Consider the following 11,965-nt stretch of genomic DNA (forward strand, 5'->3'; position numbering starts at 1 on the left):
GGCCCGCGGGCGGTACGGTCCCGAAATGCTCGATGACGACGGCTACTTCGGAGAATCCATCGCGGCCGACTACGACGACTCGGCGGCGGACATGTTCCGGCCGGGCGCGGTCGACCCGGCGGTCGACATGCTGGCCGAGCTCGCGGGCGGCGGCCGGGCGCTCGAGTTCGGCGTCGGCACCGGCCGGATCGCGCTGCCGCTGGCCCGCCGCGGGGTCCCGGTGCACGGGATCGACATGTCCCGGGCCATGGTGGCCCGGCTGCGCGCGAAGCCGGGCGGCGACGCCGTCGGGGTGACGATCGGCGACTTCGCGACCTCGACGGTGCCGGGTACGTTCGCGGTGGCCTACCTCGTCTTCAACACGATCAACAACCTGACGACGCAGGACGCCCAGGTGGCCTGCTTCCGCAACGCGGCCGCCCATCTGGACCCCGGCGGCCGCTTCGTCGTCGAGGTGGGAGTGCCGGACCTGCGCCGGCTGCCGCCGGGACAGAACGCCGTCCCGTTCCACATCAGTTCGACACGATGGGCGTTCGACACCTTCGACGTCGCCACCCAGGCGATGAGTTCGCACTACGTCACGATCGTCGACGGACGCGCGGAGCACTGGTCCCTCCCCTTCCGGTACGTGTGGCCGGCCGAGCTGGACCTGATGGCGCAACTCGCCGGGCTGCGGCTGCGCGACCGCTGGGAGGGATGGACACGGGCCCCGTTCACCGGCGAGAGCACCCGGCATGTCTCGGTCTGGGAGAAACCGGCCGGCTGACCCCGGCCGGGGGGGCGGTGCGGGGGCGGTGCGGGGGCGGCACGGATCATGACGGGGCCTCACCTCACGCTGCCCGCTCTACCGTACGGGGCCGGTCTCAGGTCGCCTGCGGCACCCACGTGGCGCCGGCCTGGGCGGCGCGGATGAAGGCGCGTACGTGGGCGGGCAGGACGGCGCCGTTGAGCCAGGCCAGGGCGATCGGCGCGCTGGGCAGGTCGCTCACCGGGACGGCCCTGATCCGCGGTGACAGGCCCGCCTCGACCGAGCGGAAGGAGAAGTGGAGTGCCTGCGTGGTGGTCAGGGTGTGGGTCAGCGCCTCCTGGGTGGTGAGGGTGTGGACGCGGCGGATCGGCGTTCCGGCGGGGGTGCGCGGGGGGACGATCAGGTCCCACACGGACTCCGGGAACCCCTGCGGCCGGTCGAAGGCGTCGTAGGAGGCGGCCTCCTCGACCGACACCGTGTCGCGGGAGGCGAGCGGGTGGTCCGTGCCGACGAGCACGGCGCGGGCGTCGAAGCCGACCGGCGGGCCCACCGCGATGTCGTTCTCGTGCGGGCTGTACTTCACCAGCATGACGTCGACCCGGCGGGTGCGCAGCTGGGTGAACGACTCACGGACGCTGGACGGGACCAGGACGAAGTCCTCGATGCGCGCGCCGGTCCGGGCGATGACGCCCTTGGCGAGGTCCGGTGTCACGTGTATGCCGAAGCGGATCGCGGGGGCGTCGGTGGTACCGAGGCCGCGGGTGGTTGGCTCGGGGTCGGTCAGGTGGACCATGTCAGAGCTCCTCGGTGAGGGCGGCGTGGATGTGGAGGGTCGGGGACGCACCGGAAGGTGCGTGGGGGGCGTCGGGGGTGCTGTGGGGGGTGCGTCGGGGTGCTGTGGGGCGCCGTACGTCGGTCTCGGTGCGTGCGTACGGCGGTGAGCGTGCGTCCGTGGCCCGCCGGGCGGGGTACCGGACGCGGCGTCAGCCGGTCGCCGGGGCCGGTCGGTCCGTCCACGACGGCTCCGGCCGGGCAGGGGGCCGAGGGGGTGGGTCCCCGGGCGACGGTGACCCGCGCGGTGGGGTGGCGCGGGTCGCCGCCGGTGCCGTCGGCTGCGGCGCGGGCGCGGCGGTCCGGCCCTGTGCGGCGGGGATCGGTGAGAGAACGCCCGCCCGTCCTGGTGCGGGAGCGGCCCGTCGGCACGGAACACCGGGTGGGGGTGCCGCGCGGTGGGCGTCCGTACGCGGGCAGGCCGTGGCCGGTGTCCGCGGGACCGGGTGGCCGGGGTGCCCGAGAGCGGCCCGGTGGGCTCGCGTGGCGCGGGTGCGGTGCGGGGGTGGAGTGCCGCGCGGGGATGTGCGGTCGCCGGCGGCTGTCACCCACCGGCCGGTGGCCTGCGGGCACTGGGCCGTGTTGCGAGAGTCCCGCCTCCTGGCGGACGACGGGACTTTCGCAACACGCCCTGGTGACGCGTGCCCCGCCCGGTGTCCGTGGTCCGGGCGCACGCGGGCCGTCCGGTTCCCGGTGTCGGTACATCCGGGAATCCGGTGGCCGCCCGGTGTCGGAGGGCGGGAGGCAGCGCGTGCGCGGGAGGACATCCCGGTGGCCAGGGCCGCTGACGCCGGGTCAGAGACCCGGTGCCCGGACGGGTTCGGCCTTGTCCCTGTCGCGCGGTCCGCCCGGCCGGCCGGTGCACCTCGCGGCGCCGCTGACGCTCAGTGGTGTACTCATGCCGTCAGCCTCACGGGTCGGGCGCACCGCGCGACAGCCGGGAGGGGCACATCTAATAATTCACTTACGGATCGCTTCCCGTTCGGACGGCGCGCGGCGCGGCGTTGGTGCGGGGTGGGTCAGGCCTGGCGGCCGAGGTCGGCCAGCGGCTCGCCGGAGAGGCGGAAGACGGTCAGTTCCTTGCCCTGGACCGAGGGGATCTCCGCGCCGAGCGACCGGTAGAAGGCGGCGGTCGGCTCGTTGGTGACCCTGCCCCACCACTGCATGTGGCGGTAGCCGCGCGTGGCGCACAGGCCGGCGAGGGTGCTCAGCAGGGCCGTGTCGAAGCCGCGTCCGACCGCGTCCTCGCGGACGTAGATGTCGTCGATGTGGAGGGCGGTGCCGCGCCAGGTGCTGTAGACGAGGGCCCACAGGGTGTAGCCGACGATCTCGTCGGTCTTGTCGTCGACGGCGAAGTGGGCCCAGGCCACCGGGTGGGGGCCGAACAGGGCGCGGCGCAGTTCGTCCTCGTCGGTGCTGATCTGCTGGGTCGCCTCCTCGTTCTCGGCCATCCCGTGCACCATCGTGTGGAGCAGCGTGACGTCCTCGGCGGTGACTGGACGAATCATGTGTGCCATCCCCTGATCCTGGTGATCCGATGAACCGGCCGCGTGGGTGCGGCGAGCGGGCGGTGCGGCGTCGGGGTGCCGCGGCGGCCGGGCCCCCGGGGGCTCAGGTTCGCACGCGTGTGCAAAGGCCATGGATCGGCCGCGGGGGAACTGGTGGAATTCCCAGACTTTGCCGCGCGTCCTTCCCGGGGGAGGGTTCCGGAGGTAAATACGGGGGTGGGTGGGAGGGTTCGTGTCGTCCGTCTCCGGAATACCCTCGAATGCGGGTGGCCAAGCGGATGGGGACATGCTTGTACCACATGGTCGGCCGGGAGGAAAAGGCCTGTCGGGCTTCGTCCCGCTCTCTCGTGACGTTCCATTGTTTTCCCTACCACCTGCCTGTCGAGGTATCCGGCCGGTGGCTGCGGCGGCGAGAATTCATTGTCCGGAGGCGGCCCGCAGGTGTGGTGACACAAGAGCCCGGCGGTCGCGTGGCCGGAGTGACGATTCAACGCGCAGAGAGGCAGCCATGATAGAGCCGGTACGGTTCGAGCTCAGCGCCCGGGATCTTCCCGAGACCTGGTACAACATCGCCGCCGACCTCGACTATGTGGCGCCGGTGTTGAGCCCGGCGACCGGTAAGCCGGTCACACGTGACGAGATGACCCGCACGATGCCGGAGGCGCTGGTCGACCAGGAGCTCAGCAGGGAAGCCGAGTTCGAGATCCCGGGAGAGGTGCGGCAGTTCTACGCCCGGTGGCGGCCGGCGCCGCTGCTGCGTGCCCGTGGTCTGGAGAAGGTTCTGGACACGCCGGCGCGGATCTACTTCAAGTACGAGGGTGTGGCGCCGACCGGCAGCTTCAAGCCGAACTCCGCGATCCCGCAGGCCTACTACAACAAGCGCGCGGGCCGTACCGGTCTGATCGCGGAGACCGGTGCGGGCCAGTGGGGCAGCGCGGTCGCGTTCGCGGCGTCCCTGTTCGGCATGGACGCCAAGGTGTTCATGGTGAACGTGAGTTTCCAGCAGAAGCCCTACCGGCGGGCGCTGATGGAGACCTTCGGGGCGAGCTGCACGCCGAGCCCGAGCATGGAGACCGAGGCCGGGCGTGCGGTGCTGAAGGAGAACCCGGACCACCCGGGCAGTCTGGGCATCGCCAAGTCCGAGGCGCTGCAGGTCGCCTTCTCCGACCCGCGCTGGGGCTACACCCGCGGCAGCGCGCTCAATCACGTGTGTGCGCACCAGACGGTGATCGGGCAGGAGGCGCTCCTGCAGATGGAGATGGCCGGGGACTACCCGGACATCGTGGTCGGCTGTGCGGGCGGCGGCAGCAACCTGGCCGGGCTGTCGTTCCCGTTCCTGCGGGCGCAGTTGCACGGCGGGCCCAAGATCCGGTTCATCGCGGCGGAGCCGGCCGCGTGCCCTTCGCTCACGCAGGGGCGGATCGCCTACGACTACTCCGACACCGCCGGGCTGACCTCGCTGACCCGCACGCACACGCTGGGCCACCAGTTCGTGCCGCCGTCGGTGCACGCGGGCGGGCTGCGGGCGCACAACATCGCTCCGCTGGTCAGCCGGGTCGTGGAGGAGGGCCTGATGGAGGCGGTGGCGCTGCGTCAGCGTGACTGCTTCGAGGCCGGTGTGCTGTTCGCGCGTACCGAGGGCATCGTGCCGGCTCCCGAGTCGACGCACGCGATCCGCGGCGCGGTCAACGAGGCGATCCGGTGCCGTGAGGAGGGCGTGGGCAAGACCATCCTGTTCGGCCTGTCCGGGCACGGGAACTTCGACCTGAGTGCCTACGACCGTTATCTGTCCGGCAGTCTCGCCGACGACAGCATCGACCCCGGCGCCCTCGAGCACGGGCTGGAGAGCATTCCCAAGCTGGTGAACGCCTGACGCAGTCCGGGCCGCCCGCAAGCAGGAGCACAGCAGCAGGAGAAGGGACGGGACGATCCCGTGAAACGTGTCAGCGCCGTGCAGTTCGTGGTCCTGGGGGTCATCTGGGGCTCCAGTTATCCCCTGATCAAGGTCTCCGGCGAGGGGCTGAACCCGGGGCAGCTGGTGCTGGCCCGGCTGGTCCTGGGGGCGGTGGTCCTGATCGGCATCGGTGCGGTGACGGGCGCGGGGCTGCCGCGCTTCGGCTTCGTGTGGGTGCACATCACCGTCACGACCGTGCTGGGCATGGTCGCGCCGTTCCTTCTCCTCGCCTGGGGCGAGCAGCACACCAGTGCCGCCATGGCCGGTGTGCTGACCGGCGCGACCCCGCTGCTGACGCTGGCGCTGGCCACCGTGCAGCTGCGCAGTGAGCGGGCGACGGCGCGCCGCAGTGCGGGGCTGACGCTCGGCTTCGCGGGCATCGTGCTCGCCATCGCGCCCTGGAACGGTGCGACGGGCACCGCGGGCGGTGAGATGGCGTGTCTGGCGGTCGCCGTGATCTACGCGGGGCATGCGGTGTTCGTCCGCAAGTTCCTGTCCGACCGCGGTATCTCGCCGATGTCGTCGGCCAGTGCGCAGGTGCTGGTGGCGCTGGTCATCCAGGCGGCGCTCCTGCCGTTCCTGGGCTGGCGCACCCCGTCGTTCACCTGGTCGGTCTCCCTGAGCATCGTGCTGCTGGGGGTGTTCGGCACGGGGCTCGCCTATGTGCTCTACAACCGGCTGATCGCGGACATCGGTGCGACCGGTGCCTCCGCGGTCAACTACCTCGTGCCGTTCATCAGTCTGGTGGTCAGCGCCGTCTTCCTCGGGGAGAGGTTCAGCTGGAACGTGCCGGTCGGCGGTGCGGTGATCGTGGTGAGCATCCTGCTCGGCGAGAACCAGCTGTCGCGGCTGGGGCGGCGTCCGGTCGTCACCGGTCCCGAGCCGGAGTTCACGCCGGCCGCGGTGGCCGTGGGCGCCGTGCAGGCGGAGCCCGCGGGTGAGGCGGGGCGCGTTCCCTGACCGTGCGGGCGCGCCGCGGTGCCGCCGTGCGGGGTGAGGTCCCCGTGCGTACGCGGCGGGCCGGGCGCTGCCGGTCGCGGTGGGACGGATCCGGTGCGCGGCGCGCACAGCCGGGTGCGCGCCGGGTCCGGCGCGTTCACGAGCCGGGGCACCTGTGGTCCCGGTGCCTCATCCAGGAAGTTTGGAGGTTGATGTCGCAGATGGCCGCCACCGATCCCCGTACCCGGCCGATCCGGATCGCCGTTCTGGCCCGCCGGCCGCTGCTCGTCACGGCGCTGCGTGCCCTGCTGGGCGCGGAGGCGGAGCTGGAGGCGGTCGGGGTGGCCGATTCCCGGCCGCAGCTGCTGCGTCTGCTGGACGAGCAGGAGCCGCGGGTCGTGCTGATCGACGACTCCGATCCGGGCTGGGAGACCGGTGCCATCCTGCGTGCGGTCGCCGAGCGGGCCGGCGGGGTGGCGGTGGTGGTGCTCGTGGACCAGTGCGTGGACGAGACGGCGCTGGAGTATCTGCGGGCCGGGGCGGACGGGTTCGTGCCGCTCGACGCGGCGTTGAGCGAGATCGCCACCGCGATCCGCGCGGTCTCGGACGGGTACGCCGTGCTGCCGCCGCCGCTGACGCGTCGGCTGGTGGATCTCCTGGTCCGGCGTGGGCCGGCGCAGGTGGTGGTGCCGCAGGTGTCGACGCTGACGTCGCGGGAGCGGGAGATCTTCGATCTGATCGCGGCGGGCATGTCCAACAGCGAGGTCGCCCAGGCGCTGGTGCTGAGCGAGAAGACCGTGAAGTTCCATGTGTCCAACCTGCTGCGCAAGCTCGGTGTGCGCAGTCGTGCGCAGGCCATCGTCCGTGCGTGGGACCGGGGTGTTCTGGCCGGCCCGGGGGGCGGGGGTTTTTAAGGTTCCGCGTTCCGCGTTGTCGTAAGAGACGGGTGTGAGCTTTTCTGGAACACGGGGTGTCGCCGCTGTGGTGACGAATGCTCGTCGAAATCGGTCCGGGCCGGGTGCAATTGACGGTCCGGGCCGTCGCGACGAGTTTTTCTGTTTTCCGGAAAGGGCCGTCGGTAATGTGTTCGTGGTGCCTGTCACGGTTTATCGGCGCGATGCATGCAATCCGGTCCTGATACAGGTCCAAAGAACGGGTACAAAACCAGGCCGCTAGTCCGAAGAAATCTGCTGGGCGACACCCTCAGAATGTTCGTGACGGTATATCCGGTCGGAGGACTCGAATGCTCGGGTCCCCCGACTTTCGATCAATGGGGAGTCATGTCCAGATCGGTGGCGGCGGACGTCGCAGTGCGTGCGAGGCAAAGCCCGGACGATCCGGCGCTGCTGTTCGGCGGCGGGCCGGACGAGGTCGTCACGTATGCCGAACTGGTCGGGGCGGCGGAGCGGATCGGTGCCGAACTGGCCGGCCGGTATCCCGACACCCGCCGCCCGCTCGCGCTCCAGGCGTCGAAGTCGACCGTGGCGATCGCCACGGTCCTGGCCTGCATGCAGGCCGGACGGCCGCTGCTGCTGGCCTCCACGGAACTCGGCCGGGAACTTCTGGCCGAGCTGGTCGAACGCAGCGGCTGTCAGGCCGTACTGGGGGTCGTCGAGGAGCGTCTGACGCACCGTCCGGTGGCCGGCGACGCGCAGGGCGGGCCGGTGCTGCCGCAGGACACGAGTCTGCTGCTGACGACGTCCGGTTCCACCGGCGTCCCCAAGCTCGTTCCGCTGGGCGGGGCCGGCATCGACGCCTTCACCTCCTGGGCGGGCAGCGCGTTCGCGCTCGGCACCGGTACCCGGGTGCTGAACTTCGCCCCGCTCAACTTCGACCTCACCCTCCTGGACATCTGGGGGACGCTGCGGCACGGCGGCTGTGTCGTACCGGTGGACCACGACCGGTCCGTCGACACCAAGTACCTGCTCGGGCTGCTGGCGAGCACCCGGCCGCACGTCGTGCAGGCGGTGCCGATGTTCTTCCGTCTGCTGACCGAGGCGGGCACCGCCTGCGAGTTCCCGGGTGTGCGTGAGCTGCTGCTGACGGGTGATCACGTGCCGCGGTCGGTGCGGGCCGGGCTCGCCCGGCTCTTCCCGGCGGCGCGGCTGCACAACGTGTACGGCTGCACCGAGACGAACGACAGCATGATCCACACCTTCTCCGCCGCCGAGGCGGCCGACCGGGAGGTGCTGCCGCTGGGCAGTCCGCTGCCGGGCGTACTGGTGGAGGTGGTGGCCGACGGGGAGGTGCTGCGGGGCGCCGGCAGCGGCGAACTGCTGGTCTCGACGCCGTTCCAGACCGCCGGGTACCTCGGCGAGGCCGGGGCCAAGGACCGGTTCGTCGTGCGCGGTGACCGTGTCTGGTACCGCACCGGCGACGTGGTCACCCGCTCCGCCGGCGGTGAACTGGCCCTGGTGGGCCGCACCGACTCGCAGGTCAAGGTGCGCGGTGTGCGGATCAATCTGGAGGAGGTCGAACGGGTCCTCCAGGGCCACGGAGGGGTCGCCGAGGCGGCCGTGGTGGCCGTGCCGCACGCCGTCTCGGGACGTGCACTGCACGCGTTCGTCCGTCGCAGCGACGACGCGGTGACCGGACTGCAGCTGCGCAGCTACTGCGCCGCCAAGGTCAACCGGGCGGCCATTCCCGCCGCCTTCCACCTGATGACCGACCCACTGCCGATCGGGCCCACCGGCAAGGTGAGCCGTCGCCTCCTCATGGAGAAGATCGAATGACCATCCAACGCGACATCACCGCGCACATCGTGGCGGAGTACCTGCCCGGCACCCCCGTCTCGGAACTGGACGCGTCCTACGACCTGCTGGAGAACGGGGTGATCAGCAGCCTGGATCTGCTGCGGCTCATCGAGTGGCTGGGTGACCGCTTCGACATCCCGTTCGCCGACCTGGAGATCTCCCCGGACGACTTCCGGTCCGTCTCGGCCGTCGAGAAGGTCGTCCGCCGCTACGCGGGCGTCACCGCTCCCGAGTAACCCCCCGCTCCCCCGCACGTCCACACCCAGGAGAAAGAAAGGAAACCATGTTCATTCGCGAGAAGTCGCAGGTCACACCGGTCGAGTGGGGAAGCGGTCCGAGTCACCGCCTCCTGGTCGAAGCGGACAACATGGGCTTCGGGATCTGCCACACGGTCGTCCGCGCGGGCACGAAGTCACGGCTGCAGTACCGGCGCCATCTCGAGGCGTGCTACTGCATCTCCGGCTCGGGCCGCGTCGAGGCCGCCGACGGCAGCGTCGCGCAGGACCTGACCCCCGGTGTGCTGTACGTCCTCGACGAGCACGACGCCCACTTCCTGATCGCCTCTCCCGACCAGGACATGGAGCTGGTCAGTGTCTTCAACCCGCCGCTGAAGGGCGACGAGAGCCACGCGCTCAGCGACGAAGCCTTCTCCCAGTACTGAGGATCGGAATCTCCCCCGTCATGATGCGCTGGAGCGAGGAACAGCAGGAACTGCGTGAGGCGATCGGTGCCGTGGCCGCGAAGGTCGGCGCCGACCACCTCGAACGCGACCAGGCCGGCACGTTCGACCGGGACGGCTGGCAACGACTCAAGGACGTCGGCCTGTTCGGGCTGCCGTTCGATCCCCGGCACGGGGGGCTGGGCAAGGACCTGCTGACCACCGTCCACGTGCTGGAGCAGCTCGGCCACGACTGCCAGGACTCCGGGCTGAACTTCTCGGTCTCCACCCACATGGTCAGTACCGGTGTCCCGCTCCAGCGGTTCGGTTCGTCGGCGCTCAAGGCCCGCTACCTGCCGGAGATCTGTGCCGGCACGATGATCGGCGCGCACGCCATCACCGAGCCCTCCGGCGGTTCGGACGTGATGGGGATGCAGACCACCGCCGTCCTGGACGGCGACGACTTCGTCCTCAACGGAAGCAAGTCGTTCATCAGCAACGCCTCGATCGCCGACGTGATCGTCGTCTACGCCCGTACCGGCGCGCCCGGGGATCTGGCCGGGATCACCGCGTTCCTGGTGCGCCGGGACTCGCCGGGGCTGTCGGTCGGCAACCCCATCTCGAAGATGGGGCTGCGCACCTCACCGCTGGCCGAGGTCTTCCTGGACGACGTCCGGGTGCCCCGCGACCACGTGGTCGGCAGCAAGGGCGCCGGGTTCCTCATCTTCGACCACGTCATGAAGTGGGAGATCCTGTGCGGCTTCGGGATCAACGTCGGGGAGATGCGCCGGCGCCTGGAGCGGTGCGTGGAGTACGCCCGCACCCGTACCCAGTTCGGCTCGGTCATCGGCGCGAACCAGTCGGTCGCCAACATGATCGTCGAGATGCGGATCGACCTGGAGACCTCGCAGAAGTGGATCTACGACACCGCCGAGAAGGTGCAGTCCAAGGCCGACGCCGCCGGTGACGTCGCGATGACCAAGCTGGTGGTGAGCGAGGCGAACGTACGCTCCGCGCTGAACGCGATCCAGGTCTTCGGCGGTTACGGCTACGTCAGCGAGTACGGAGTCGAGAAGGATCTGCGGGACGCCGTGGGCGGGCGGATCTACTCCGGCACCTCGGAGATCCAGCGCCAACGACTGGCCACCCTCATGGGCCTGAACCGTCCGCTCAGGCCCGCGCAGGCCTGAGGATCTGGAAGGAATCCCGAGAAACATGGCAGAGAACACCGGTGCCGCCGCTGCGGCCGGCACCGCCACCGAGACGGCCACCCTGGCCGCGACCGAGTTCCTGGACCACCGCTCGCCCACCGTCCGCGCGTTCGTCGACAAGACCCTCGCCCGCGCGAAGGAGAGCGACACCGCCACCCAGAAGGCGACAGCCCTCTACTACGCCGTCCGGGACGGCATCACCTACGAGGTGTACGGCGCCGATCTGACCCGGCACGGCCTGAGCGCGACCGGCGTGCTGGAGAAGGGCTTCGGGTTCTGCGTCCACAAGTCCATCCTCTACGCGGCCGCGCTGCGTGCCGTGGGCATCCCGAGCCGGGTCTACTACGGCGACGTGCGCAACCACCTCGCCTCGCCGCGGCTGCGGGAGCTGGTCGGCGGGGACGTCTTCCGCTTCCACAGCCTGACCGTGGTCAACCTCGACGACCGGTGGGTGAAGGCGACCCCGGTCTTCAACAAGCTTCTCTGCCGGCTCTACAAGATCAAGCCGCTGGACTTCGACGGCCGCACCGACAGCCTGTACCACCCGTTCGACGAGGACGGCCGCCAGCACATGGAGTTCATCCACGAGCACGGCTCCTTCGACGACGTCCCCTACGACCTGGTGGTCGGCGGGATCAAGCAGGCGCACCCGCAGCTGTTCGCGAGCGCCCACACCACCGTCTCCGGATCGCTGGCCGACGAGGCCGCGACCGCGACGGTCTGAGACGGCGTCCGGTGCGGCCCCACCCGGTCTCCCCCGCCGGGCGGCCGCACCGGACCGCCCCCGCACCCACCCACGCACACGCACACCCACAGGAACGGAGATCGCCGTGCCGGCAGCGGCAGGAATCGTCGACGACCTCACCGGATACGCCGAGTACGCCGGCTGGTCGCACACGCTGCACCGCAGCCGTCCCGGAGGACACCTGGTACTGCCGGGCGCCTACCTGAAGTGGTACGACATCCGCGGCGCGGAACAGGAGGCGACGCCCGCGGTGAGCGACCGGGCGCGGGTGTTCCTGCGGGCCGAGGAGGCGGCCGGACGGCTGGCGTTCCGCAAGGAGTTCGGCTACGTGCTGCTGCACCGCTGCGGCGAGTACCACTTCATGCAGGTCTGCGTGTGGCGGGACCGCAACGAGCTGGTCCAGGCGATCTACGCCGACACCGGCGGCGGTTTCCGGCCCTACGAGCAGGAGCCCGGCCTGCAGCTCGCCGCCCAGGACGTCGTCGAACTGGACGTGACCGGGCACGAGCGGCGTGCCTGGTCGCACTACCTGCGATCGAAGCGTGACACCGCCGCGAAGCGGGCCTACCTCGACGACTTCGACACCGAACGCCCGGTGGGCTGACACTTGCGAAAGGC

General features: G+C 70.7%; 12 protein-coding genes. 10 read left to right on the top strand and 2 right to left on the bottom strand.

The window, feature by feature from the left end; translation table 11 throughout:
- Positions 1 to 25: 25 nt before the first annotated feature.
- Positions 26 to 766, top strand: coding sequence for a class I SAM-dependent methyltransferase (locus HEP85_RS00500; protein ID WP_168525096.1), 741 nt, complete (start codon positions 26 to 28; stop codon positions 764 to 766).
- 97 nt (positions 767 to 863) lie between these two features.
- Here HEP85_RS00500 and HEP85_RS00505 read toward each other — a convergent pair whose 3' ends face one another.
- Together HEP85_RS00505 and HEP85_RS00510 are read right to left on the bottom strand one after the other, a co-directional pair.
- Positions 864 to 1,541 (bottom strand): LysR substrate-binding domain-containing protein, encoded by a 678-nt coding sequence (locus tag HEP85_RS00505; protein WP_248001733.1) that lies wholly within the window; start codon positions 1,539 to 1,541, stop codon positions 864 to 866.
- A gap of 1,057 nt (positions 1,542 to 2,598) precedes the next feature.
- Positions 2,599 to 3,087 carry a GNAT family N-acetyltransferase gene (locus HEP85_RS00510; RefSeq protein WP_329284128.1) on the bottom strand — a complete coding sequence of 163 codons (489 nt, stop codon included), beginning with the start codon at positions 3,085 to 3,087 and terminating at the stop codon, positions 2,599 to 2,601.
- A gap of 508 nt (positions 3,088 to 3,595) precedes the next feature.
- On the opposite strand from HEP85_RS00510, the gene HEP85_RS00515 reads away from it, so the two are divergent.
- The 9 genes from HEP85_RS00515 to HEP85_RS00555 all read left to right on the top strand — a co-directional run bounded on the left by HEP85_RS00515 (position 3,596) and on the right by HEP85_RS00555 (position 11,951).
- Positions 3,596 to 4,960: a TrpB-like pyridoxal phosphate-dependent enzyme gene (locus HEP85_RS00515; protein WP_168525100.1), complete on the top strand. Its 1,365-nt coding sequence runs from the start codon at positions 3,596 to 3,598 to the stop codon at positions 4,958 to 4,960.
- Positions 4,961 to 5,020: 60 nt separating this feature from the next.
- Entirely contained in the window at positions 5,021 to 6,001 is a 981-nt protein-coding gene (locus HEP85_RS00520; RefSeq protein WP_168525102.1) for a DMT family transporter, read from the top strand.
- A gap of 191 nt (positions 6,002 to 6,192) precedes the next feature.
- Complete coding sequence (locus tag HEP85_RS00525) at positions 6,193 to 6,894, top strand: response regulator transcription factor (protein ID WP_248001734.1); 702 nt, start codon at positions 6,193 to 6,195, stop codon at positions 6,892 to 6,894.
- 366 nt (positions 6,895 to 7,260) lie between these two features.
- A complete protein-coding gene (locus HEP85_RS00530; protein WP_168525104.1) occupies positions 7,261 to 8,712 on the top strand; it encodes an AMP-binding protein in 1,452 nt (483 codons plus the stop codon).
- The gene (locus tag HEP85_RS00535; protein WP_168525106.1) at positions 8,709 to 8,969 is read left to right on the top strand and encodes an acyl carrier protein; all 261 of its coding nucleotides are present in this window, start codon (positions 8,709 to 8,711) and stop codon (positions 8,967 to 8,969) included. The genes HEP85_RS00530 and HEP85_RS00535 overlap by 4 nt, the downstream gene beginning before the upstream one ends.
- Positions 8,970 to 9,016: 47 nt before the next feature.
- Positions 9,017 to 9,394 carry an ectoine synthase gene (locus HEP85_RS00540; protein ID WP_168525108.1) on the top strand — a complete coding sequence of 126 codons (378 nt, stop codon included), beginning with the start codon at positions 9,017 to 9,019 and terminating at the stop codon, positions 9,392 to 9,394.
- A 20-nt stretch (positions 9,395 to 9,414) separates the two neighbouring features.
- Positions 9,415 to 10,581, top strand: a complete 1,167-nt coding sequence (locus HEP85_RS00545; protein ID WP_168525110.1) for an acyl-CoA dehydrogenase family protein — start codon at positions 9,415 to 9,417, stop codon at positions 10,579 to 10,581.
- 25 nt (positions 10,582 to 10,606) lie between these two features.
- Positions 10,607 to 11,326, top strand: a complete 720-nt coding sequence (locus HEP85_RS00550) for a transglutaminase family protein (protein ID WP_168525112.1) — start codon at positions 10,607 to 10,609, stop codon at positions 11,324 to 11,326.
- 106 nt (positions 11,327 to 11,432) lie between these two features.
- Positions 11,433 to 11,951, top strand: a complete 519-nt coding sequence (locus tag HEP85_RS00555) for a hypothetical protein (RefSeq protein WP_168525114.1) — start codon at positions 11,433 to 11,435, stop codon at positions 11,949 to 11,951.
- The last annotated feature ends 14 nt before the right edge of the window (positions 11,952 to 11,965 follow it).

The sequence above is a fragment of the Streptomyces sp. RPA4-2 genome (genome assembly GCF_012273515.2).
GTDB lineage: Bacteria > Actinomycetota > Actinomycetes > Streptomycetales > Streptomycetaceae > Streptomyces > Streptomyces kaempferi.

Bases quoted from the DNA above. Each gene is read 5' to 3' on its own strand.
- HEP85_RS00500 (WP_168525096.1), top strand. From the start codon at position 26: ATGCTCGATGACGACGGCTACTTCGGAGAATCCATCGCGGCCGACTAC.
- HEP85_RS00505 (WP_248001733.1), bottom strand. From the start codon at position 1,541: ATGGTCCACCTGACCGACCCCGAGCCAACCACCCGCGGCCTCGGTACC.
- HEP85_RS00510 (WP_329284128.1), bottom strand. From the start codon at position 3,087: ATGATTCGTCCAGTCACCGCCGAGGACGTCACGCTGCTCCACACGATG.
- HEP85_RS00515 (WP_168525100.1), top strand. From the start codon at position 3,596: ATGATAGAGCCGGTACGGTTCGAGCTCAGCGCCCGGGATCTTCCCGAG.
- HEP85_RS00525 (WP_248001734.1), top strand. From the start codon at position 6,193: ATGTCGCAGATGGCCGCCACCGATCCCCGTACCCGGCCGATCCGGATC.
- HEP85_RS00530 (WP_168525104.1), top strand. From the start codon at position 7,261: ATGTCCAGATCGGTGGCGGCGGACGTCGCAGTGCGTGCGAGGCAAAGC.
- HEP85_RS00535 (WP_168525106.1), top strand. From the start codon at position 8,709: ATGACCATCCAACGCGACATCACCGCGCACATCGTGGCGGAGTACCTG.
- HEP85_RS00540 (WP_168525108.1), top strand. From the start codon at position 9,017: ATGTTCATTCGCGAGAAGTCGCAGGTCACACCGGTCGAGTGGGGAAGC.
- HEP85_RS00545 (WP_168525110.1), top strand. From the start codon at position 9,415: ATGATGCGCTGGAGCGAGGAACAGCAGGAACTGCGTGAGGCGATCGGT.
- HEP85_RS00550 (WP_168525112.1), top strand. From the start codon at position 10,607: ATGGCAGAGAACACCGGTGCCGCCGCTGCGGCCGGCACCGCCACCGAG.